This is a genomic window from Psychromonas sp. SA13A (assembly GCF_011378715.1).
Lineage (GTDB): Bacteria > Pseudomonadota > Gammaproteobacteria > Enterobacterales > Psychromonadaceae > Psychromonas.
On the sequence record NZ_WTKU01000021.1, the window covers coordinates 53,459 to 79,287 of the forward strand.

11 protein-coding genes are annotated in these 25,829 nt (G+C 41.1%); 8 read left to right on the forward strand and 3 right to left on the reverse strand.

All coding sequences use genetic code 11. The annotated features are described in order from the left end of the window. Nucleotides 1-280 precede the first annotated feature (280 nt). Nucleotides 281-877: a PEP-CTERM sorting domain-containing protein gene (locus GQR44_RS15905; protein WP_166372688.1), complete on the forward strand. Its 597-nt coding sequence runs from the start codon at nt 281-283 to the stop codon at nt 875-877. Between the two features lie 85 nt (nt 878-962). Here GQR44_RS15905 and ettA read toward each other — a convergent pair whose 3' ends face one another. From ettA to GQR44_RS15920, 3 genes are all read right to left on the reverse strand, one after another. Then, nucleotides 963-2,642, reverse strand: a complete 1,680-nt coding sequence (ettA, locus tag GQR44_RS15910; RefSeq protein ID WP_166372689.1) for an energy-dependent translational throttle protein EttA — start codon at nt 2,640-2,642, stop codon at nt 963-965. A gap of 468 nt (nt 2,643-3,110) precedes the next feature. Beyond that, the gene (locus GQR44_RS15915; RefSeq protein WP_166372690.1) at nt 3,111-3,797 is read right to left on the reverse strand and encodes a hypothetical protein; all 687 of its coding nucleotides are present in this window, start codon (nt 3,795-3,797) and stop codon (nt 3,111-3,113) included. Between the two features lie 613 nt (nt 3,798-4,410). Then, nucleotides 4,411-5,361, reverse strand: a complete 951-nt coding sequence (locus GQR44_RS15920; protein WP_166372691.1) for a bile acid:sodium symporter family protein — start codon at nt 5,359-5,361, stop codon at nt 4,411-4,413. Between the two features lie 361 nt (nt 5,362-5,722). On the opposite strand from GQR44_RS15920, the gene fdhD reads away from it, so the two are divergent. The 7 genes from fdhD to GQR44_RS15955 form a co-directional block, all read left to right on the forward strand. Next, complete coding sequence (gene fdhD / locus GQR44_RS15925) at nt 5,723-6,568, forward strand: formate dehydrogenase accessory sulfurtransferase FdhD (RefSeq protein WP_166372692.1); 846 nt, start codon at nt 5,723-5,725, stop codon at nt 6,566-6,568. 28 nt (nt 6,569-6,596) lie between these two features. Then, a complete protein-coding gene (locus tag GQR44_RS15930) occupies nt 6,597-8,900 on the forward strand; it encodes an FdhF/YdeP family oxidoreductase (protein ID WP_166372693.1) in 2,304 nt (767 codons plus the stop codon). A 403-nt stretch (nt 8,901-9,303) separates the two neighbouring features. Then, nucleotides 9,304-10,569, forward strand: a complete 1,266-nt coding sequence (gene glyA / locus GQR44_RS15935; protein ID WP_166372694.1) for a serine hydroxymethyltransferase — start codon at nt 9,304-9,306, stop codon at nt 10,567-10,569. 716 nt (nt 10,570-11,285) lie between these two features. Next, a complete protein-coding gene (locus GQR44_RS15940) occupies nt 11,286-13,070 on the forward strand; it encodes an HlyD family efflux transporter periplasmic adaptor subunit (protein ID WP_166372695.1) in 1,785 nt (594 codons plus the stop codon). A gap of 3 nt (nt 13,071-13,073) precedes the next feature. Further along, a complete protein-coding gene (locus GQR44_RS15945; RefSeq protein WP_166372696.1) occupies nt 13,074-15,230 on the forward strand; it encodes a peptidase M50 in 2,157 nt (718 codons plus the stop codon). Nucleotides 15,231-15,488: 258 nt separating this feature from the next. Continuing rightward, nucleotides 15,489-16,451, forward strand: a complete 963-nt coding sequence (locus GQR44_RS15950) for an efflux RND transporter periplasmic adaptor subunit (protein WP_166372697.1) — start codon at nt 15,489-15,491, stop codon at nt 16,449-16,451. 159 nt (nt 16,452-16,610) lie between these two features. Further along, nucleotides 16,611-25,829: Ig-like domain-containing protein (locus GQR44_RS15955; protein ID WP_240923685.1), on the forward strand; the 9,219-nt coding region annotated here is incomplete at its 3' end.

Below are 25,829 nucleotides of genomic sequence, written 5' to 3' on the forward strand. Positions count from 1 at the left end.
ATAATTAATACTTTTATACCCGTTACTATTCAAACTACAACAATCAGCAAGTCTGAAGTGAAGCTATTTTAGGCGTCAAGCTTAAGAGTTAACGGGTTACATCATAGTGATAGCACACATTAAAATAGTTGATTTAGGCCACAAAAATATTATTGCTGCAATGCGGTGTTTTTCAAGAGAGTGTCAGTCATAGTGCTTTACCTTTATTTCTTGGCATGATTAGTGCTTTTAATCCTTTGTAGGTAGATATCTGCTTATTTAATTTAAAAGGAATGTATTAATGAGAAGAATAATCTTAATTTTGGTGCCGTTATTATTTTCAGTAACTGCCCAAGCAACATTGATGAGTGCTGAAACCATTGGTGCTGTAACTACTAATAATGGTAGTTTTATTATAGATTCAAGCAATGGCAAAAATAAAAATAAAGTAGCGCAATTGACCGGCGTAGAAAAGAACGCTTTTAATAGTATTGCGACGGGCAACGTAACATCTGGCTCAGCTTATAAAAATACCGTTGCAGTTGATGCAGGTTCAACTTTTTCATTTGATTGGAAATGGTTGAGTAATGAGGGTTCAAACTCTTGGTACAACGATTTTGCATTTGTTAACTTGAGCTTAGGTAGTCTAGATTGGCTTGCTGATACGTCGACGCCTGACTATACAACAGGCAGCTTTGCTTGGACCGCAGCAGAATCTGGTTGGTTAACTTATACCATTGGTGTATTTAACGTTAAAGATTCTTTTGCTAATTCAACATTAACAGTGAACAATATTTCAGTGTCCAATCCTGTATCTGTACCAAGTCCTGCTTCATTCGGTATATTGGCAGTGGCATTAGTTGGATTGATGGTTAGTCGCCGTAGAAAACAGGTATAATTACAACTGTTAGTAACTTGCATGATAACGGATATACAAAAAAACCATTCAATATTGAATGGTTTTTTTATGTTTTCAGTTTATTTTAACTAATACGTTTGTATTTAATACGATGAGGTTCAACCGCTGCTGCACCAAAGGTTTTCTTCAACCACGCTTCATAATCACTGTAGTTACCCTCGTAGAAGTTAACTTGACCTTCATCGCGGTAATCAATAATGTGTGTTGCAATTCTATCTAAGAACCAACGGTCATGTGAAATAACCATGGCACAACCAGCAAAGCCTAATAGGGCATCTTCTAGTGCACGTAAGGTTTCGATATCTAAGTCATTGGTTGGCTCATCCAGTAGTAACAAGTTACCGCCAGATTTAAGCAGTTTAGCTAAATGCAAACGGCCACGCTCACCACCGGATAAATCGCCTACTATTTTAGATTGGTCAGAACCTTTAAAGTTAAAACGTCCTAAATAAGCACGGCTAGGAATTTCAATATTACCAACTTGAATAATATCGCTACCGCCAGACACTTCTTCAAATACTGTCAACTTGTCATCCATGTGGTCACGGAACTGGTCAACACTGGCCATTTGAACCGATTCACCAATGATGATTTCACCTGAATCTGGTTTTTCTGTGCCGTCCAACATTTTAAACAGCGTTGATTTACCCGCACCATTGGCACCGATAATACCGACGATAGCACCTTTAGGAATACTAAAGCTTAAATCGTCAATCAATACACGCCCATCAAAGGATTTAGTCAAGTTATTGACATCAATTACTTGATCACCTAAACGTTGCCCAGTTGGAATAAATAATTCGTTGGTTTCATTACGTTTTTGGAAGTCTTGATTATTAAGCTCCTCAAAACGTGATAAACGTGCTTTGCTTTTAGATTGACGACCCTTAGCATTTGAACGAACCCATTCCAGCTCTTGTTCAATTTGGCGTTGGCGTGCTTTCTCTTGTCCGGCTTCTTGTTTTAAACGCTCATCTTTCTGTTCAAGCCAAGACGAGTAGTTACCTTCCCATGGAATACCGTAACCACGGTCTAATTCCAAGATCCAGCCTGCTACATTATCAAGGAAATAACGGTCATGGGTAATCGCCACAACAGTTCCTTCATAATCATGTAAGAAACGTTCTAACCAAGCAACAGACTCTGCATCCAAGTGGTTAGTTGGTTCGTCTAGTAACAGCATGTCAGGTTTTTCAAGTAATAAACGACATAATGCAACACGGCGACGTTCACCACCAGATAGGACTTTGACAGGTTGATCCCAAGCCGGTAGACGTAGTGCATCGGCAGCACGCTCTAATTGGTTATCTAAGTTATGACCATCGTGGGCTTGAATAATATCTTCAAGTTGACCTTGGCGTTTTGCTAAGGCATCAAAGTCTGCATCTTCTTCTGCGTATGCAGCATAAACCGCATCTAACTCTGTTAACGCAGATTTAACTTCAAAAACTGCTTCTTCGACGACTTCACGGACATTCTTTTCAAGATCTAATACAGGCTCTTGCGGTAAGTAACCAATTTTAGTACCGGTTAATGCGCGTGCTTCACCATCAAATTCTTGGTCGATACCGGCCATGATACGTAACAGGGTCGATTTACCTGAACCATTCAGACCTAAAACACCGATTTTAGCGCCAGGGAAAAAGCTTAATGAGATATCTTTTAAAATAGTGCGCTTAGGTGGCACTATTTTAGAAACGCGAGACATAGAATAAATGAACTTATCAGGCAATGGTTGAGCCATGGTGGATCCTTTATAATGAATAAAATAATTGAGAGCTATTGTAGAGTATCTACTAATCAACAAGCAACAGATGGTAATGTCTTAGGTCATCAAAAATAACCAAAGCATACTAATGAGTAAAAAAATGAGCGCTTAATAGTTAACTGCTTACCTTGTTTAGCCATCTAAGCTTTGTACTAAGTTGAGTAGTAGGATATTTAGCAGTGTGACAAATAAGAACCCTAATAAGCATGGTGTTAACCCTATTTGATAAGTGAAATATAATCGTATTATTTATAGGGGGCTATTGGATAGAGTATTAGATAGATTGTTAACCGAGCTGGTTCAGTCTACATTTACAGGGTCTTACAGTGATAGATGAATAAAGTGCTAGATGAAATTCCCTTATCTATTTAGATTAGATAATAAATACGACAGAGTCCTGTCCTAAAGGGGTTCATAGGAACTTTTAAGTGCAAAAAATATGGCCTATTTTTCTATTTTTGCTTTAAGTTGAAGTACATCCAAAATTAGATTGCTTTTAAACAAGTCATAATAGAGATATTCCCAGATAGTGAATTCATCAGTTCTTATGTATTCATTTAAATCATTTGACGTCATATCAATTTGGCTAATATATTGCTCTATTTCTTCTCGTTGCTTATCCCAATCAAGTTCTACTTTATGTTTGTTTTTCTCCCAATTACGTTCATCAACGGTTGCTTGCACTGCATCTTTAAGCTCTTTTTTATTATAGAAAAACTTGGTTAGTTCGGTTATATCAAAGGACTCAAATGCTTCAGATAATGGTCCATGTTGCTTATCATTTGGGGTTCGACTTACTGTTGTCGCTAAATCGACTATTTCCTGATGGTCTAATGTTGGCCATCGGTCGACAATAATAGTTTGAATAAATGTCCAATAATTTCTACAAATGGCAACTTGCCATCCGAGTTCATTCATTGCTTCTATTAAAGCCCAACGTTCCGTTGCTGAAAAAATACTGCCTGATATCGAGGCTATCTGTGTTTCTAGCATTTTAAACTTGCTGTATGCATCGTTATTGGTGGTTTTAGCTATTTTTTTGTTATTTTTTAAAATTAATATAGCTGTTTGGTGAGGGGTTAAAATACGTCGTCCCATTGTTGGTGGAGTGTAATAGCTTCTAAAGGTCATCATTTTTCCTTAATGTTGAATACATTCAAAGACTAATTCCTTAGATTAGGTATTGTTTAGGTATAAAAAGAAGGTTTTCAATGAATGTAAATTACTTGTGTAGTGTTTTGTGTGTAGTTGTGTAGTTGTGTAGTTGTGTAGTTGTGTAGTTGTGTAGATCTATAAATAGAGGATTTTGTTGAACAATCAAACTACCGGTTTTAAATACCAATATCAAGGCTCAAACGTACAATTTAACTTACAACTTTCTATTAGTTCGATTATGCATGCGATGATCTATTAATAAGGGGAGCTAAGGTAAAGCATCGCTGTTATAAAAATGTCTAATAATAGTGATTTATTAGTAACATCGGCATGTCACTTAATAATTGGGATAACGCGCCAACAGTTATAACCCTATTGCAACATAGTTATTTCACTACTTAAAAGAACTAGTTGGTTTATCAATTTGCTACATAATTGAGTCATTGTTGAGCATTAAAAAATGATTCCGTAATTTAACTAATATACGGAATCATATTCTTTCTATTTTGCTTTAACACCTAACCTAACATCTAAACAAACTATTGATTACGGCAGCATTGTGAATGGTAACGAGTACATATCGAATTTCTTAAGACTCTGTTACCGGTGCAGCCGTTATTTTTTCTTCTGTTTCTAGGCCTTTCTGAGCCCAATATCCAGATAGAATAGACCCTGAAATATTGTGCCATAGCGAGAATACTGTGCCAGGGATTGCGGCAGCAGGCGAGAAGAACTTCATTGCTAAAACAGCTGCAAGACCTGAGTTTTGTAAACCTACTTCAAAGGCAATGGTACGGCTGGTTTTTTCATCAAACCCTAATAACTTGGTAATGAAATAGCCAGAAAACAGGCCGATGCTGTTATGGATAATCACTGCCAACATCACAATCGGACCGACATCTGTTAATTTACCCGCGTTTAGTGCAACCACAATAGCAATAATTATCACGATTGATAGCATTGAAATAAGCGGTAATAGAGAAGAGATAGCTTTTACTTGTTTATTTAAAAATGAATTAATTAAGATACCAATAGCAATCGGTAACACCACTATTTTAAGTAAACTAATAAAGATGGGTAACATCGGGAAGTCAACGCTTTGACCCACTAATAAACCACTGATGACGGGAGTTAATACCACGCCAACTAATGTTGATAACGCAGTCATGGTGATTGATAATGCAACATCACCCTTTGCTAGGTAACACATTACGTTTGATGATGTACCACCTGCAACACTACCCACTAAAATCATACCAACGGTTAATTCTGTGTCTAATTGCAAAAAATAACACACTAAAAAAGCCGTAATTGGCATAATGGTAAATTGTAATAACATGCCAACACCGATTGCTGATTTCTTATTAATGACATTTTTAAAATCTTGCAGCGTTAATGTCAGGCCCATACTCAACATGATCAGCATCAGTAATGGAACAATATAGCTTTTTATCCCAACGAATAGTTGTGGAGAAAGAAAAGCGACGCCAGCAAAAAGAATGGCCCAAACGGGAAATAGCTTGATTAGTTTATTCAACATTTAAATCCTTTTATAATTATTTAATTTTTATTAATGAGATAGGGAAGATGAATTTATCATAAAATTAAAAAACGTATATATTTAGTTGTGCATCAACAGAATTTAAAATGTATTTAGTGGCTAAATTAAATGTTAAAAAGTAAATTTGGTTAGTGCTTTTTCAATGCCATAAATATTTTTAATAAAATAAATTTTATTGCTGAAATCCTTATAAAAAATATGTTATAAAGACCTCCTCTGAATCGTTATTCACTTTTAAACTTGTAAAATATTTTACTTTTTAATGAGTTAGACATCCGTCTCAACGTTTTCAATTATCAGCATATCAATTAATAAAAACAGCAATCGCTAAGGTGAAGCAATGAGCACAAAACCATACCAAACTGTTAATCGGCAACGTTATCGATTAGCAGAGGATGGTTCCTTTGAGATGCGTTTGAGTCAAGATTTGGTGATCAGTGAAGAGCCTCTCAACATCGTATTGCATTGGACATGCCAAGAAACGGGTGAACTGCTTGAAAAAACCTTGATGGTCACCATGAGAACCCCCGGAGATGATGCTTCGTTAGTGACTGGATTATTACTATCGCATGCAGTTATCGAACATGCAGATCAAATACAATCAATTATTAGTTCTGAACTTAATCAATGTGACATTACCTTAGCAACATCGGTTGTGTTAGATTGGGAATCCTTAACGCGTCATTTTATTAGCCATTCAGGCTGTGGTATTTGTGGCACCAGTAATGTGAAGAAACTAGCGCATACTTTTAATGTCACTATCGATGAAACGCCACAGTGGTTGCCAGTCTCTGCTTTACTTACATTCTCAACGCAATTACGGCAACAACAGTCTTTATTTTCTTTAACGGGTGGTGTTCATAGTGCAGGCATATTCTCTTTGCAAGCCTGCTTGTCAGCGAGAGAGGATGTGGGCAGACATAATGCAGTTGATAAAGTGGTTGGCGATTTATTGACACAGGGCAAGCTGGATAATCAATCTATCTTAATGCTCAGTGGACGTATCAGTTTCGAACTCATGCAAAAAGCTGTTGCAGCAAAGATACCAGTGGTCGTTGCGATAGGCGCGCCATCAAGTTTAGCGATAGCAGTAGCAAAACAATTTAACATCACTTTAATAGGCTTTGTCAGTGAGCATACTTTTAATGTCTACCACGGTGACTTTCGTTTACAAAAACAACATTAATAACCATTACAAATGATAGGTAGGCATTATGAGTGTTAAAAAATATACAGCAGCAGCTGGTGGTTGGGGTTCACTTGCAAGTACAGCCAAACATTTATTACACAGTGAGAACGTAGCAAAAAACGTTTTGAATTTACTCAAAACCAATCAAGATCATGGTTTCGATTGTCCTGGGTGCGCTTGGGGTGAAGAAGGTAAAAAAGAACGTTTTCGCTTTTGTGAAAATGGCGCAAAAGCCGTTAACTGGGAAGCAACTTCTCGCCGTTTAACACCTGAATTCTTTGCGAATAATAGTGTGTCTGCCTTACGTAAACAAAGTGATTATTATTTAGAAGATCAAGGGCGTCTTTCAGACCCTATGCTGTACCAATCAGAAACAGATTGCTATGTACCCATTAGCTGGGATGATGCTTTTTCATTGATTGCACAGCACCTAAATGGCTTAGAAAACCCTAATCAAGCAGAGTTTTATACCTCTGGCAGAGCAAGTAACGAAGCTGCCTTTTTATACCAGTTAATGGTAAGAAAGTTTGGTACTAATAACTTTCCTGATTGCTCAAATATGTGCCACGAAGCCAGTGGTTATGCATTAAAACAAGGTATTGGTGTTGGTAAAGGTACAGTAACGCTAGAAGACTTTGACCATGCCGATGCCATTTTTGTGTTCGGTCAAAACCCAGGGACCAACCATCCTCGTATGCTACATACATTAAGCCATGCTGCACAACGTGGCGCAAGTATTGTGACCTTTAATACATTAAGAGAGCGTGGTTTAGAACGCTTTGCTAATCCTCAATCACCAGCGCATATGGTGCTTGGTGGTGAAACTAAGCTGACCAGTCAATATTATACGCCTAATTTAGGCGGTGATATGGCTGCCTTGCGCGGCATAGTTAAAGTCTTGTTAAAACGTCATAACCAAGCACTTGAAAATGGTGACCATGTATTCAATGTTAAATTTATTGAACAGCACACTAGCGGTTTAGATGCCTACTTAGAACAAGTAGATGCAACGCCTTGGTCATTAATTACTGAGCAATCAGGTTTATCTAAAAAGCAGATAAAATCAGCGGCAGATATTTACCAACAATCAAAACGTGTTATTTTTACTTGGGCAATGGGAATTACTCAACATAAGCACTCAGTGCCTACGATCTATGAAATGACCAACCTACAATTGTTGTTTGGCAACATTGGTAAAAAAGGCGCGGGTTTATGTCCTGTACGTGGTCACTCTAATGTGCAAGGTGATCGCACCATGGGCATCGATGAAAAACCTAATGCCACACTGCTTAATAACATAGAAAAAACCTTTAACTTTACGCCTCCTGCAGAGCATGGGCACAATGCCGTACAAGCCGTGGAAGCGATGTTACGTGGCGACAGCAAAGTGTTTATCGGGTTAGGTGGGAACTTTGTGGCGGCAATGCCGGATTCTGAGATCACGCGCCAAGCAATGAGTCGCTGTGATTTAACCGTTAATATTGCGACTAAACTTAATCGAACTCATTTATACCCAGGCAAGTCAGCGTTGATTTTACCTTGTTTAGGCCGAACAGATATCGATTTACAGGCGGGGGAATCTCAAAAAATCACAGTGGAAGATTCATTTTCCATGGTGCACAGTTCGCAAGGTGTAATAAAAAGTGATACCAGACAAATGCGTTCTGAGCCTGCGATTATTGCCGGCATAGCGCAAGCCACATTAGGTAGCTCTCCAATCAATTGGTTAGATACGGTTCAAAACTATGATCTTATTCGTGATTATATTAGCCAAACTATTCCTGGCTTTAGCGACATGAACCAACGTTTGCAAGCACCAGGTGGGTTCTATTTAGGTAATGCTGCAGGGCGAAGAGAATGGAATACGAGCGATCAAAAAGCACAATTTCATAGTGCACCTTTACCCGATGCAATTATTTCAGCCTCGCAACGAGCGTTAACTAAAAACCGTATTTTTGTTTTACAAACACTGCGTTCTCACGACCAATACAACACAACTATTTATGGTTTTACAGATAGATACCGTGGTTTAAGTGGTGATCGTAATATTATTCTTCTTAACGAAAATGACATAACCGCATTAGGGTTAAAAACCGGTGATAAAGTCGATATTGAAGCGCTATGGGGAGATGAAGTCGTGAGAGAAGTGACTAATTTTACTTTGCTTGCCTATGATATTCCGACGGGTAACGCTGCCGCTTATTATCCAGAAGCAAATCCTTTAGTGGCGCTGGCTAACTATGGTGATTTTACCTTCACACCTAACTCAAAATCGATTGCGATAGTGATCACCGCAGCTAAAAATCCGTTACCAGAGCGTATTGTATAAACTGTTTTTCCCCGTATTGAGAGGGTGATAAAACAACAAAAGGTTATTAGCAATACGTTAATAACCTTTTTAGTACTAACTTATCTATTAGTCCTAGTACTTAGCATTCATCTATTAGCCCTAGCATTTGACGCTTAAACATAACCTTGACGCTTTCATTCGTGTAATGCTTACTTTACCCTTTGTCCTAATTAAGAGAGAGTATTGTGCGCAATTGTTTATTTCTAGATCCGCATAATAAGTGTAATTATTATCTTTATTCAACATAAATTAATTAGCATTACTTTTATTCAAGTTCATGTTCGCTATATTTCACACTATTTGCTCTATGCAATAGCGCAAAGATTGCGTAAAATGCGCATCATAAATTGACTTACACTATAATTCCTACCAGGAGATGCACATGTTTAACCGAGATATGAATATTGCTGATTACGATCCAGAACTATGGAAATCAATGACTGATGAAGTTCAGCGCCAAGAAGATCACATCGAGCTTATTGCGTCTGAAAACTACACTAGTCCACGTGTTATGGAAGCACAAGGTAGTCAATTAACAAATAAATACGCAGAAGGTTACCCTGGTAAGCGTTACTACGGTGGTTGTGAATATGTTGACGTTGCTGAATCTTTAGCAATTGAACGTGCTAAATCTTTATTTGGTGCAGACTACGCAAACGTACAACCACATGCTGGTTCTCAAGCAAACAGTGCCGTTTACGCTGCATTATGTGCTCCTGGTGATACGGTTTTAGGTATGAGCCTTGCTCACGGTGGTCACTTAACACACGGTGCATCAGTTAGCTTCTCTGGTAAAGTTTACAACGCTGTTCAATACGGTATCAACCCAGACACAGGTGTTTTAGATTACGCTGAAGTTGAGCGTCTAGCAATTGAGCACAAACCAACAATGATTGTTGCTGGTTTCTCTGCATACTCAGGTATCGTAGATTGGGCTAAATTCCGTGAAATCGCTGACAAAGTAGGTGCTTACCTGTTTGTTGATATGGCACACGTTGCTGGTTTAGTGGCTGCGGGTCTTTACCCTAACCCTGTACCATTTGCTGACGTTGTAACAACGACTACACATAAAACATTAGGCGGTCCACGTGGCGGTCTTATCCTTGCTAAAGCGAACCCAGCACTTGAGAAAAAATTAAACTCAGCTGTATTCCCTGGCGGTCAAGGTGGTCCATTAATGCACGTTATTGCTGCTAAAGCAGTAGCATTTAAAGAATGTGCTGAACCTGCGTTTAAAGAATACCAACAAAACGTATTAGACAACGCTAAAGCAATGGTTAAAGTATTCCAAGAACGCGGTTACAAAATCGTTTCTAACGGCACTGAAAACCACCTTTTCCTAGTTGACTTGATTGCTCAAGACATCACAGGTAAAGAAGCTGATGCAGCGCTAGGTCTTGCTCACATCACAGTGAACATGAACTCAGTACCAAACGATCCACGTTCTCCATTTGTTACATCTGGCCTTCGTATCGGTACTCCTGCATTCACTCGTCGTGGTGCAAACACTGCTGACGCTGCTGAATTAGCGGCTTGGATTTGTGACGTACTTGATGCGATTAAAGATGAAGAAAAACTAGCAGCAACAATCGAAGCTGTTAAAGTGAAAGTCGCTAAATTCTGTAGTGCACACCCTGTTTACGCGTAAACTCGATGCTTATCTGAATCACTTTATTGGTTAGACTGTAAAAATAACCGATAAACGACTTTTAAAATCCGTACTTGTTAAACAAGTGCGGATTTTTTTATTGTATTTTTAGTATCGTTTAGCTGAATGTTGAGGTTTAGTTGGACGTCGAAGGAACTTACTTATTCATTTCTATTGTTTACTGTTCAATAATAGGGCTGTTATTTATAAGACAAAAACACAACATAAAGTAACAGTTGCACTAAATTATATTTAATTTCATAAATAGTTATCAATTACATTTTGTAAATAAAAAATCTGCTTAACAAAACAAGTAATTTTTTTGTTATTTTTAAAAAAAAACTTGCTTGCTCCTATTATCGAATCTATATTTATCAAATATTTACATATAAAAATAACTCTTAATAGGGAGAGGTGTTTTTGAAGTGTTAAAATACAATTAATAAGTCTCTGTTTTTTTTATTTTTTTGATGTTTTTATATAGGTGATTTAAATCTATTTAATCGATAAAAGGTTAGCTTTTTTCAAGGTTAACGGTTTTATTAATCATATTACAATAATAAATCATAGTGATTAAACTGCTTAAAATAGGTTGTTTTCTCTAAGGCTTTCAAATAATAAAGTTAATTCACCCGTTTAAGCTACTTAGATTTAAAATAAGTAAGTGGATAAGCAAAATTATATTTTAATAAATTAGAGAATGTAGAGAAAATAGATTGACTAAACTTGTAACGACAACCGTGTTTTCAAATGAGGCTTCACATTGGCTAGACTGGCAATGTAGCATGATCTCAAATGTTAAATGTGGAAGCATATTTCTAACCAAGACAGACCAAGAAGATCTGCAAAGTATCGCCCTTTGGCCTAATGCTGATTCTTTCTCTTCAACACTTACCAATATTGCAGTAAATACTATTAAGAGTGCTACAGGAGGAGTCAATAAAGCGCTTGATGATAGTTCACAACTTATTGATTATATTTCTAATCCACTAGTCCAGCAAGGGCAAGTTGTGGGTGTTGTTGTTCTCGCTGTTGCTGTTCGGTCAGAGCAGCAATGCCAAGCTGTATTGCAATTATTACAGTGGGGTAGTGTTTTCCTAGAAAAAATGTTGGAACGTAAAAGTGAACGACAGGATAGCGACGCAACACTTGCTTTAAATGCTGTTGCATTACTTGCCGTAAATGAACCTTTGCCGGTAAGCGGTTACCATTTTTGTAATTTTATTGCGGAACATTTTGACTGTACCAGAGTAGAGCTCGGCTTGGTTAAAGGCTTACAAGTGAAAGTACTAAGCGTATCACATCAACTTCATTTCGACCGTCGTATTGAGCGTATTAGACAAGTTGAATTTGCGATGGAGGAGTGTGTAGAACAGAATGAAAATATTATTATTCAAGCTAATTCAAAACAAACAACCTCAGTTATTCATAAACATACCCAGCAGCTACTCAATGATCAAAATGGCGCAGTTTGTTCGATTATTTTACGTGATGATGTAAGCCCGATAGGGGTATTAACACTCGTTTCTCAGAAGAGTAATCGCTTTAACGCCGAAGCGATTAAACGACTTGTTACTATTGCTAATAGTATCGCGCCAGTGGTTCGTTTACATACTAATAATTCGTTACCGATTTGGAAAAAAGCGGCGAATAATATTAAACAGCAACTAAATCGATTAATCGGTCCTGGGTACTTTCGTACTAAATTGATTACGCTTACAAGTATCATCTTGATAGGGCTGTTAACACTGTTGCAAACGGATCATATTATTACTGCGCCAGCTTCTGTGGAAGGAAAAGTGCAACAGTCGATTGTTGCTCCTTTCAGCAGTTATATCGCAACTGCTAAGGTGAGAGCGGGTGATTTAGTTGAAAAAAATCAAGTGCTGGCAACTTTAGACGATAGAGATTTACAGCTTGAATATGATAAGTGGTCTAGCGAACGAGACAAACAAGCGAAAGAATACCATCAGGCTTTAGCACAACGAGACCGTGCTCAAATCAGCATATTGAAAGCTAGCATCGCACAAACTGATGCGCAATTGGAGAGTATTGAGGAGCGATTGCTGCATACTCAATTAAAGGCACCATTTAGTGGTTTATTAGTTAGTGGAGACTGGAGCCAATCGCTTGGCGCACCGATTGAGCGCGGACAATTACTTTTTGAGGTAATACCGGCTAAAAATTACCGTGTAACACTACAAGTAGATGAGCATGATGTTGCTAATCTGATGTTGGGACAAAATGCAAATTTACGTTTAACAGGTTTATCTGATCAATTAATTAAATTACGCATCTCACAGATCTTTCCCATCGCCTCAGTGACGCAGGGTAGCAATAATTTTCGAGTAGAGTCTGACATCATCGACTCCCCCGAAGGTTTGCGTCCTGGTATGCAGGGAACCGCAAAGATAGTCGTTGGTCGTGGGAGTTTATTAAGTGTTTGGACTGATTCGCTCGTTTCTCGATTACGCCTTTGGGCTTGGTCTTTGGGTTTCTAAGCGATGAATAAACAACAGCAAACTTCATCCCTTTGGCAACATGTAGCAGAATTACGCCCTTATCTGCGTAAGCACGTAGAAATTCTTGTGCAGGATTATCGAGGGGAACGTTGGTACCTTCTGCATGATCAATCAGGTGGTAAATTTACCCGATTTAATGCCACTGCCTATGAAGTGATTGGCAGATTAAATGGTGATTTCTCAATGCAGGAAATCATGTACTTGGTTAATAAAAACCGAGAAATTGATGAATTACTTGAAATTGAAGATATATTAAATATTTTGGCACAATTACAACGTGCCGAAGTATTACGTAACGGCCTTCCTGTTGGTAAGCAAGAGGTGCTAAACCGCTATTATCAAACCCGACATTCAAAGCGTTCAGTGATAAGTAACCCACTGGCGATTCGAATTCCATTGTTTGATCCTGATCGACTGTTGAACTACTTAGCCCCCTTAGCAAGGTTTGTTTTTTCAGTAAAAGGGCTTTGGATTTGGCTGATAACAATCGTTATTGCACTTGTTTTAGTGGTAGTCAATATGCAATCGATCGTAGCGGCAGTTGCAGATAAAAGTCTCAGCCCCTCGGAGTTAATCGCCTTTTGGTTGATCTACCCCGTGATTAAAATATTGCATGAGTTAGGCCATGGTATGGCGGTTAAAGCGGGTGGGGGCGAGTCCCATGATACCGGTATTACACTGCTATTATTTATGCCCGTACCCTATATTAATGCATCTGCATCTTGGGCATTTCGCGATAAACGCCGTCGTGCGATAGTTGCCGCTGCGGGCATATTGGTTGAATTGTTTTTAGCAGCATTAGGGTTATTTGTTTGGCTGCTTAGCGAACCCGGCCTTGTTCATGAAATAGCCTTCAATACAATGCTTATTAGTGGTGTATCTTCACTGTTATTTAACGGTAATCCACTATTACGTTATGACGGTTATTATGTGCTTTCCGACCTCATTGAAATTCCAAACTTAGCCTCCCGTGCAAGCCAGTTTTATCTCTACTTAATGCAGAAATATGCACTTGGAATAAAGGGATTACGCTCACCTGTTACCGCGCATGGTGAGTCAGCTTGGTTCCTTTTTTATGGTTTAGCATCACCACTTTATCGCTTGATAGTGTTGATAGGTATTGCCCTGTACTTACCCAGTGAATTTTTTATTATCGGTGTTATTTTAGCGAGCTGGGCGATATTCAAGCAAATACTTAAACCGATATTACAAACATTGTATTTTCTGCTGACTAGCCCTCGTCTTGAGGCGCGTCGTCTACGTGCTATATCGACCATTGGGTTAATTATTATTGTATGTGCAGGTTTAGTACAGATACCCGTGTCACTCACCACTCAAGCGCAAGGGATTATCTGGTTCGATGATAATGGTAAGATCCTAAGCCCTTCTAATAGCTTTGTTGAATCGGTTGTGGTCAATTCAGGCACTGAGGTTCAAGCAGGAGAGCTACTTATAATACTAAAAGATCAATCATTGTTGACAGAACGTACTATATTAGAAGCTCGACTAAGAGAATTGAGCACAAAACAGATCTCTGAGAGAAATAACAGTCGGGTTCGTGGTGCGATGGTTGCAGATGACATTAAAGCAGTTACTGCAGAATTAAATAAAGTCAGCGAACAGGTAAGCTCATTAAAGATAATAAGCCCAGTTAAAGGTCGTTTTATCTTACATGATCCGCATCAGCTAAGAGGTGAATTTGTCAATCAGGGCGACATATTAGGCTACGTTATTCAAGATCAACAACCGATTGTACGTGCTGTAGTAAAACAAGAATATGCAGATTTATTACATTCAAAACCTGATTCCATTGAGGTCAAACTGCCCGGACAAATGACTGACTCTATTCAAGGGACATTAATACGCGAAGTCCCTGCTGGTGGTTCATCACTGCCTAGTATTGCGCTTGGTGCACTCGGAGGTGGTGAAATTAGTGTCGACATGCGAGACGAGACAGGCTTAACGGCCACTGAAAATGTTTTTCAGTTAGATATTGCACTACCTGAAGGGACAAAAGTGACAGGTATTGGTGAGCGAGCTTATATACGCTTTAACCATGGTTCAGAATCTTTGTGGGGGCAATGGATGAGGGGCCTACAACGATTATTTTTAAGATATTTACTACCCTTAACGGCCTAAACACATTACATACAATGTTTTGGTGGATAGGTCGAACAAGTTCAAGTGCTGAACATGAACAATACCATGCTCAGGTTCTGCACAATAAACCTTAACAATTCTTTGAATTAAAAAGGTTATTTTATTTTTAATATACGTAAAGTTGAAATATAGATTTCAACTATTTGTTACTTTTTAGCTGTTTATATCAGATCTCAACATGGCCGATGAAGGCCAGTGAGAAACAGCGTAATATCATATAAAAATGTGAGAATATTTATGAGTCGCATGAGACTTCAACATGGCTTTTTACTATTAATTTTACAGATTACTTGGTTACCTGCCTTAGTGGTAGCGCAAGAAACAGATCCCTTACTCAATGATCTAGAGCTTTTAGATTGTGTTATCGACCCCAGTGAGACAGCTGATCTAGGTAGCCATATTCCAGGTGTATTACAATCAGTCAACGTTGACCGCGGCGATTTTGTTAAAGCAGGAGACGTGATAGCAGTACTTGAATCAAAAGTCGATATGGCATCACTTGAACTCGCTCGTACACGTGTCTCATTGACAGCTGAAATTGAATTACGACGTGCCAATGCAGAGTTTGGCGAACGACAAAGCAAGCGTATTGAAGATCTGTATAAACGCTCAATGATATCGAGCAAAGAGATGGATCAAACGCAAACCGAAACTAAATTGACTCAACTACAACTCAATCAGGCACTTGATAATCAAAAGCTAGCTGAACTGGAATATGCACGCGCAAAGGAAGTCGTGGATCGCCATACTATTCGTAGCCCAATAACTGGTTTCATCATGGACCGCTTTAAAACACTAGGTGAATATGTTGACGATCAACCTATTGTTCGTATCGCACAACTCTCTCCTTTAAATGTTGAAGTCATTATTCCAGTAGAGCAAATGGGCAAAGTAGAAAAAGGAATGTTAGCAGACGTAAGGTCAGATGCGGTCGATCAAACATGGCAAGCAACCGTTAGCCGTATTGATCGCGTTGCCGATGTCGCCAGTGGCACTTACGGCGTTCGTCTTACATTAGATAACCCAGATTATGAAATCCCTGCGGGTCTGCGCTGTAAAGTTAGTTTTATATCGCAAGATAACGCAACGGAAACTCAAACTGCTAGCGTGACTCAATCTACTCATCACTCTACCGAACAAGTGTCGGTTTCTCATGATCTAGCCGCAGAAGAGGAGCACTCTTTTGTTGACCATCATTAAACACAGAGAAGGGGATATTGCGAATCTAATGCCTTTATTACTAACGGGTTTCAAAGGCTATACAAAATACGCTTTTCAGTGGGATCAACCTTATTCACTGTCTTACTTAATGGCCACTGCTACTACTAATTACTCCTCAGAATTAGGGGGGTAGTGGTGATGAAATTTGTGATGAAAAAATCGACATCGATTAAAAAACGTAAATATAACGCGCCTGTTATTGAAGGGCTTGAGCCGCGTATTTTACTGTCAGCTGACTTACCGGGGTTAGATCTATCTGCTGGTGATCTCGATTTACCTGATCACATGTCAACGGAAGATATTTTACGCGATGCGCAGGCAGAATTCGATTATATTGACGCGCAAGATACAGCTATTAATGACCCTAACCAAGACAGCAACCAATATGATCAAGATGACCATACCGAATTGCTGATTGAGTCAACGTCACAAACAACCGATATTCGTCACGAACTGGTCATTATTGATGCCGATGTAGAAGATTACGCGCAATTAGTCGAGAGCATACAATCACAAACCGATGATGACGTTACTCTTGAAGTGATTATTCTAGATTCAAACCGTAATGGTATTGAGCAAATCAGTGAAATCCTCGCAGATCAACAAAACCTAGATGCTGTGCACCTTATTTCCCATGGCTCATCAGGTTCAGTGCAGGTCGGTAACAGCCAATTAAGCCAAAGCGAATTAACTCAACACTCACAGACAATAAGCCAGTGGGGGAATGCATTTTCAGCCGAGGGTGATTGGCTTATCTACGGCTGTGACCTCGCCGCCGATGAGCAGGGTATCGCGTTTATTGATACGCTATCACAATTAACCGATGCCGATGTGGCCGCATCCGATGATGCAACTGGACACACTGACCTTGGTGGAGACTGGGAGCTTGAATATGAAGCCGGCACAATAGAAACCGATGTGGTTATTGATGTCGATACTCAGCAAGAGTGGGGTTATTTATTAGCTGATAATAATGCGCCCGTTATTGCCATTGACAGCGGTTGGTCATTGACTGATATTCAAGAAGATGACGCTAATAATGTAGGTAATCTCGTTTCTGAAATCATTAAAAGTGCCGCCGATGATGCTATAACTGATGCAGATACAGATGCGCAAGAAGGTGTTGGCATAATCGCAAGTTCAAGTTCAAACGGAACATGGCAATATCATTTAGGCTCTAATGAAACGTTTAACGATGATGATTGGACTGATATTGGAGAAACCAGTCAAACAGTCACACTTTTATTGGCCGATACTGATAGTTTACGTTTTGTGCCTAATGACAATTTTAATGGAACAGAAACGTCTCTTCAATTAGTCGCTTGGGATCAGACTTCTGGTTTACATGAAGAAAAAGTCGATTCATCTTCACACGGTGGTAGTACGGCTTTTAGTAGTAAAACTACTATACCTTCAATCAAAGTTACAGCCGTCAACGATGCGCCTGATATTGAAGTTACCACTTACAATTTTGTTGAAGATGCTGATACCAACTCGGTCGGTTCTATTGTAGCTACATTTAGTACCAGTGATGTAGATGGAAATACAGTCACAGTGACTTTAAGCGATACTACAAACTATGCTCTTGGCACTGGCGATGATGTCGGGAAAGTTCTTTTAACATCCAATGGTCTCGAATTAGTTAATGCAGGGATGGATTTACCTGCATTTACACTTACACCAAATGATGGAACAACAGATGGAATTGCTGGAGATGTTGATCCATCTGTTACACCCGTTAATGATAGTCCAGTAATACGTAACACAAGTGCGACTTTCCAATATACCGAAAACGATGGAATCGTGTTAATAGCAAGCGAAACAACGTTAGATGATGATGATTCAGTTAACTTCGATGGCGGCCAACTGTCTTTCACAAATACAATTCAAGCACAAGAAATGGAAGACCGTCTGGATATACGTAATCAAGGGACAGCGACGGGGCAAATTGGCGTAAATAATTTTGATATAACCTATGGCGGCATAGTTATTGGTAGTTATACTGGGTCTACCACAGGAAACACTGCGCTGGTGGTCACTTTCAATTCTTCAGCGACCGTTGAAGCAGTGGAAGCGACATTTCAAAATATATCATACGAAAATACATCGGAAAATCCAACGGAATCACCAATACGTCGTTTTTCAATGATTGTCACAGATGGAGATGGAGGCGAAAGTAACAAATTATTTAGATCTTTGAAGGTCACAGCTGTAAATGATGCGCCAGTTATTACTTCTGGTGACACCGTGACTGCCATTAATGAAAATAGTGGTGCAGGACAAGTTGTTTATACCGCCGTGGCAACCGATGTTGATAGCGTTACCATTACCTATTCATTATCAGGTACTGATGCCCTCAAATTTACTATTGATAGTAGTTCTGGAGAAGTCACGTTAACCAATAATCCAGACTTTGAAACTAAATCGGCTTATAGTTTTAATGTGGTTGCTACTGATGATAATGACACTGACCCCTTAAGTGATACGCAGGCTGTCACGTTGGCCATTAATGATTTAACCACAGAAGCCGTCGATGATGCCTTTACTCTCTCCGCTGGTGTTCCAGTTACCGTTGACCCGCTGAGTAATGACACCGTTGCGGACGGTGATACCTTAATAATTACCCAAATCATTGATACTGCTAATGGCAATGCTACAGCCGATCTCGTTACAGGGACACCAATCACACTAGCATCTGGCACGGTTATCGAACTACGCGAAGATGGCCGCCTTAAGGTAACAGCTGCCAACGCCGGAACTGATAGCTTTGATTATATAGTTACAGATGGCAACGGAAATAGTGACACAGGAACCGTCAACTTAACTGTTGGTGCGGGTGATGGCTTTGTTACTACCTGGCAAACGGATAATGCAGGCACATCTGAAGATAACCAAATTAGTATTCCAATTGGAACCAATGGCTCTGGCGTTGTTAATTTTACTGTTTATTGGGGAGATGGCACATCCTCAACCCACACATCGGGTCCAGCAGAACACGAATATGATAAAGCAGGTGAATATACCGTTTCCATTGTTGGCGACTTCCCCGGCATTAACTTCGACGCCAACGAAGATAGTAAGACCCCGAATCTCGGTGATGCTGACAAGCTATTAACCATCGAGCAATGGGGCAATATCGTATGGCAGGATCTTGATGATGCCTTCGATGGTGCGAAGAACTTAGTTATCAATGCGACAGATGCGCCTGACTTATCTGAAATAACCAATCTTTATGAGATGTTTAAGGGTGCGACCAGTATTAATGCCGATCTCAGCGATTGGGATACGTCCAATGTGACCAACATGTACGGAATGTTTAATGGTGCTTCTTCTTTTAATCAGGATATCGGTACTTGGGACACTTCAAGTGTCACTAATATGCGGGATATGTTCTTATCTGCCACGGTCTTTAACCAAGATATTGGAGATTGGGATACCTCCAGTGTCACCACTATGCATGGCATGTTCGCCTTTGCCTCTGCCTTTAATCAAGATATAGGGGCGTGGGATACCTCTAATGTCACCAGTATGCAGTCTACATTCTTTGGTGCCATTGCCTTTAACCAGGACATAGGGGAATGGGATACCTCTCAAGTTACGACTATGCAAAATATGTTCCGTGCTGCCTATGCCTTTAATCAGGATATAGGGAAGTGGGATACCTCTAGCGTTACGACGATGTTCAATATGTTCCGGTATGCCAGTGCTTTTGATCAGGACATTGGCAGTTGGAAGATCAATAACGTAACTAATATGGGCAACATGCTAAGTTCATCAGGTTTATCGATGGATAATTATGATGCAACCTTGACTGGTTGGGCTGCACAGGCCGTGAAGTCTGACATCACTGGCATCACTCTAGGAGCAAGCGGATTGTATTATAATGCCTCTGCTACTGATAGGAGTTCACTGATTACCGACCACGGCTGGACAATTGAGGGCGATAATCTTGTTAGACTGCAGTTGGATCTGGATGCGGACGACTCATCAGCTGCAACAGTATCAGATTTTGAGACGACTTGGACAGAAGACGGTGGTGCCGTTTTGATTGCGGATAATGATGCAACAATCATCGATAACAGAAGCGACAGCAGTTCGAACTTGACATCGGTAACCGTCACACTCACAAACCTGCTTGATATTAATTCAGAAACGCTCTCTGTAGATACAACAGGTACATCGATCACTGCCAGTTACGATTCTGGTGTCCTCACCCTTTCCGGTCCAGACAGCCTAGCTAACTATCAACAGGTTTTACGAACAGTTACCTATGACAATAATTCGCAGTCCCCAGATGAATCCGAACGTGTTATTACGTTCGAAGTGAGTGATGGAACCTATACAAGCAATCTGGCTAGCACGACGGTTAAAGTCGTAGCGGTTAATGACCTAACGGTTGTGAATGCTGATTCAGGCTTGACCAACGAAGATGTTGACATTGATATCGATGTATTAGCCAATGATAGTGATACGGCTGATGGTGTTGATGCGGCGATCTCACCAGTGGCTAGCGTAACACAGGGAACCAACGGTTCAGTATCAGTCAATACTGATGGCACAATTAAATATATCCCGAATACTAACTTTAATGGTACGGATAGCTTTACTTATACCAACGAAGAAGGCCAAGAAGCCACGGTTAATGTCACGGTGGATGCCGTGAACGACTTTACGATTGTCGCTAACGATACCGCGACGACTAACGAAGATGCAGCGATTGATATTGATGTATTAGCCAATGATGATGATAGTACTGATGCCGTCGATAATGGCAGTGCTGCTGTAGTCTCGCCGGTAGAAAGCGTGACTCAAGGTACCAACGGTATCGTGAAGATCAATGCCGATGGCACCGTGAAATATACGCCGAATGCGAACTTTAACGGTGCTGATAGCTTTACTTATATCAATGAAGAAGGCCAGAAAGCCACGGTTAATGTCACGGTCGATGCGGTTAATGACTTAACGATTGTGAATAACGATATCGCGACGACTAATGAAGATGCGGCAATTGATATCGATGTGCTTGCGAATGATAGCGACACAGTTGATGGTACTAAAGCAGCAGTTTCGCCAGTGGCTTCTGTTACCCAAGGCACCAACGGCAGCGTGTCAATCAACACCGATGGCACAGTGAAATATACGCCGAATGCGAACTTTAACGGTGCTGATAGCTTTACTTATACCAATGAAGAAGGCCTGGAAGCCACGGTTAATGTCACCGTGGATGCGGTTAATGATTTAACCGTCGTAGCTAACGATACCGCAAGCACTAACGAAGATGCAGCGATTGATATCGATGTGCTTGCAAATGACGATGACTCAACCGATGGCACTGCAGCGGCGATCTCACCAGTAGCCTCTGTTACTCAAGGTACCAACGGTATCGTGTCGATCAATACCGATGGCACAGTGAAATACACGCCGAATGCGAACTTTAACGGTGCTGATAGCTTTACTTATACCAATGAAGAAGGCCAGGAAGCCACGGTTAATGTCACCGTGGATGCGGTTAATGATTTAACCGTCGTAGCCAACGATACCGCGACGACTAACGAAGATGCCGCGATTGATATCGATGTGCTTGCGAATGACACCGATACGGTTGATGGCACTGAAGCAGCGATCTCACCAGTAGAAAGCGTGACTCAAGGTAGCAACGGTATCGTGACTATCAATGCCGATGGCACAGTGAAATACACGCCAAATGCTGACTTTAACGGGTCGGATAGCTTTACTTATACCAATGAAGAAGGCCAGGAAACTACGGTTAATGTCACGGTCGATGCGGTTAATGATTTAACTGTCGTAGCTAACGATACCGCGACGACTAACGAAGATGCGGCAATTGATATCGATGTGCTTGCAAATGATGATGACTCAACCGATGGCACTGAAGCAGCGATCTCGCCAGTAGAAAGCGTGACTCAAGGTAGCAACGGTTCAGTAGTAGTTAATGCCGATGGCACGGTGAAATACACACCAAATGCTGACTTTAATGGCACGGATAGCTTTACTTATACCAATGAAGAAGGCCAGGAAGCCACGGTTAATGTCACCGTGGATGCGGTTAATGATTTAACCATCGTAGCCAGCGATACTGCAAGCACTAACGAAGATGCAGCGATTGATATCGATGTCTTAGCGAATGACACTGATACAGCCGATGGCACTGATGCGGCAATTTCACCAGTGGCCTCTGTTACCCAAGGCACCAACGGCAGCGTGTCAATCAACACCGATGGCACAGTGAAATATACGCCGAATGCGAACTTTAACGGTGCTGATAGCTTTACTTATACCAATGAAGAAGGCCTGGAAGCCACGGTTAATGTCACGGTTGATGCCGTGAACGATCTAACTGTCGTTGCCAACGATACTGCAAGCACTAACGAAGATGCCGCGATTGATATCGATGTGCTTGCGAATGATGATGACTCAGCCGATGGCACTGAAGCGGCGATCTCACCAGTGGCCACTGTTACCCAAGGCGCGAATGGTATCGTGTCGATCAACACCGATAGTACGGTGAAATACACACCGAATGCTGACTTTAACGGTACCGACAGCTTTACTTATACCAATACTGAAGGGCAGAAAGCCACGGTTAATGTCACCGTGGATGCAGTTAATGATTTAACGGTTGTGGCTAACGATACCGCAAGCACTAACGAAGATGCAGCGATTGATATCGATGTGCTTGCAAATGATGATGACTCAACCGATGGCACAGAGGCGGCTATTTCGCCAGTAGAAAGCGTGACTCAAGGCGCTAATGGTTCAGTCTCAATCAATGCTGATGGCACTGTGAAATACACGCCGAATGTGAACTTTAATGGCACGGATAGCTTTACTTATACGAACGAAGAAGGTCAGGAAGCCACGGTTAATGTCACGGTGGATGCGGTTAATGATTTAACGGTTGTGGCTGACGATACCGCAAGCACTAACGAAGATGCAGCGATTGATATCGATGTGCTTGCAAATGACACCGATACGGCTGATGGCACTGCAGCGGCGATCTCACCAGTAGCCTCTGTTACCCAAGGTAGTAACGGTTCAGTAGTAGTTAATGCTGATGGCACGGTGAAATACACACCGAATGCTGACTTTAACGGCACGGATAGCTTTACTTATACCAATGAAGAAGGTCAGGAAGCTACGGTTAATGTCACTGTGGATGCGGTTAATGATTTAACCGTTGTGGCTGACGATACCGCAAGCACTAACGAAGATGCAGCGATTGATATCGATGTGCTTGCAAATGACACCGATACGGTTGATGGCACTGCAGCGGCGATCTCACCAGTAGCCTCTGTTACCCAAGGTAGTAACGGTTCAGTAGTAGTTAATGCTGATGGCACGGTGAAATACACGCCGAATGTGAACTTTAATGGCACAGATAGCTTTACTTATACCAACGAAGAAGGCCAAGAAGCCACGGTTAATGTCACTGTGGATGCGGTTAATGATTTAACGGTTGTGACTAACGATACCGCGACGACTAACGAAGATGCAGCGATTGATATCGATGTGCTTGCGAATGACACAGATACGGTTGATGGCACTGAAGCAGCGATCTCACCAGTAGAAAGCGTGACTCAAGGTAGCAACGGTATCGTGACTATCAACGCTGATGGCACGGTGAAATACACGCCGAATGCTGACTTTAACGGCACTGATAGCTTTACTTATACTAACGAAGAAGGCCAAGAAGCCTCGGTTAATGTCACTGTGGATGCGGTTAATGATTTAACGGTTGTGGCTAACGATACCGCGACGACTAACGAAGATGCGGCGATTGATATCGATGTGCTTGCAAATGATGATGACTCAACCGATGGCACTGCAGCGGCGGTTTCGCCGGTAGAAAGCGTGACTCAAGGCGCTAATGGTTCAGTCTCAATCAATGCCGATGGCACGGTGAAATACACACCGAATGCTGACTTTAACGGGTCGGATAGCTTTACTTATACCAACGAAGAAGGCCAAGAAGCCACGGTTAATGTCACCGTGGATGCGGTTAATGATTTAACGGTTGTGGCTGATGATACCGCGAGCACTAACGAAGATGCAGCGATTGATATCGATGTACTTGCGAATGACACCGATACGGTTGATGGCACTGAAGCAGCGATCTCGCCAGTAGCCTCTGTTACCCAAGGTAGTAACGGTTCAGTAGTAGTTAATGCCGATGGCACGGTGAAATACACACCGAATGCAGACTTTAACGGCACGGATAGCTTTACTTATACCAACGAAGAAGGCCAAGAAGCCACGGTTAATGTCACGGTCGATGCCGTGAATGATTTAACGGTTGTGGCTGATGATACCGCGACGACTAACGAAGATGCGGCGATTGATATCGATGTACTTGCGAATGACACCGATACGGTTGATGGCACTGAAGCAGCGATCTCACCAGTAGCCTCTGTTACCCAAGGTAGTAACGGTTCAGTAGTAGTTAATGCTGATGGCACGGTGAAATACACACCAAATGCTGACTTTAATGGCACGGATAGCTTTACTTATACCAATGAAGAAGGCCAGGAAGCCACGGTTAATGTCACCGTGGATGCGGTTAATGATTTAACCGTCGTAGCTAACGATACCGCAAGCACTAACGAAGATGCAGCGATTGATATCGATGTGCTTGCAAATGACGATGACTCAACCGATGGCACTGAAGCAGCGATCTCACCAGTAGCCTCTGTTACCCAAGGCACCAACGGCAGCGTGTCAATCAACACCGATGGCACCGTGAAATACACGCCAAATGCCGACTTTAACGGNGACTCAACCGATGGCACTGCAGCGGCGGTTTCGCCGGTAGAAAGTGTGACTCAAGGCGCTAATGGTTCAGTAGTAGTTAATGCCGATGGCACGGTGAAATACACACCGAATGCTGACTTTAACGGGTCGGATAGCTTTACTTATACCAATGAAGAAGGCCAGGAAGCCACGGTTAATGTCACCGTGGATGCGGTTAATGATTTAACCGTCGTAGCTAACGATACCGCAAGCACTAACGAAGATGCAGCGATTGATATCGATGTGCTTGCAAATGACGATGACTCAACCGATGGCACTGAAGCAGCGATCTCACCAGTAGCCTCTGTTACCCAAGGCACCAACGGCAGCGTGTCAATCAACACCGATGGCACCGTGAAATACACGCCAAATGCTGACTTTAACGGCACTGATAGCTTCACTTATACCAATACTGAAGGGCAGAAAGCCACGGTTAACGTCACCGTGGATGCGGTTAATGACCTAACGGTTGTGAATAACGATACAGCAAGCACTAACGAAGATGCAGCGATTGATATCGATGTGCTTGCAAATGACGATGACTCAACC

What these genes read in the sequence shown, in the direction of transcription:
- GQR44_RS15905 (WP_166372688.1), top strand. Translation starts at nt 281, where the DNA reads ATGAGAAGAATAATCTTAATTTTGGTGCCGTTATTATTTTCAGTAACT.
- ettA (WP_166372689.1), bottom strand. Translation starts at nt 2,642, where the DNA reads ATGGCTCAACCATTGCCTGATAAGTTCATTTATTCTATGTCTCGCGTT.
- GQR44_RS15915 (WP_166372690.1), bottom strand. Translation starts at nt 3,797, where the DNA reads ATGACCTTTAGAAGCTATTACACTCCACCAACAATGGGACGACGTATT.
- GQR44_RS15920 (WP_166372691.1), bottom strand. Translation starts at nt 5,361, where the DNA reads ATGTTGAATAAACTAATCAAGCTATTTCCCGTTTGGGCCATTCTTTTT.
- fdhD (WP_166372692.1), top strand. Translation starts at nt 5,723, where the DNA reads ATGAGCACAAAACCATACCAAACTGTTAATCGGCAACGTTATCGATTA.
- GQR44_RS15930 (WP_166372693.1), top strand. Translation starts at nt 6,597, where the DNA reads ATGAGTGTTAAAAAATATACAGCAGCAGCTGGTGGTTGGGGTTCACTT.
- glyA (WP_166372694.1), top strand. Translation starts at nt 9,304, where the DNA reads ATGTTTAACCGAGATATGAATATTGCTGATTACGATCCAGAACTATGG.
- GQR44_RS15945 (WP_166372696.1), top strand. Translation starts at nt 13,074, where the DNA reads ATGAATAAACAACAGCAAACTTCATCCCTTTGGCAACATGTAGCAGAA.
- GQR44_RS15950 (WP_166372697.1), top strand. Translation starts at nt 15,489, where the DNA reads ATGAGTCGCATGAGACTTCAACATGGCTTTTTACTATTAATTTTACAG.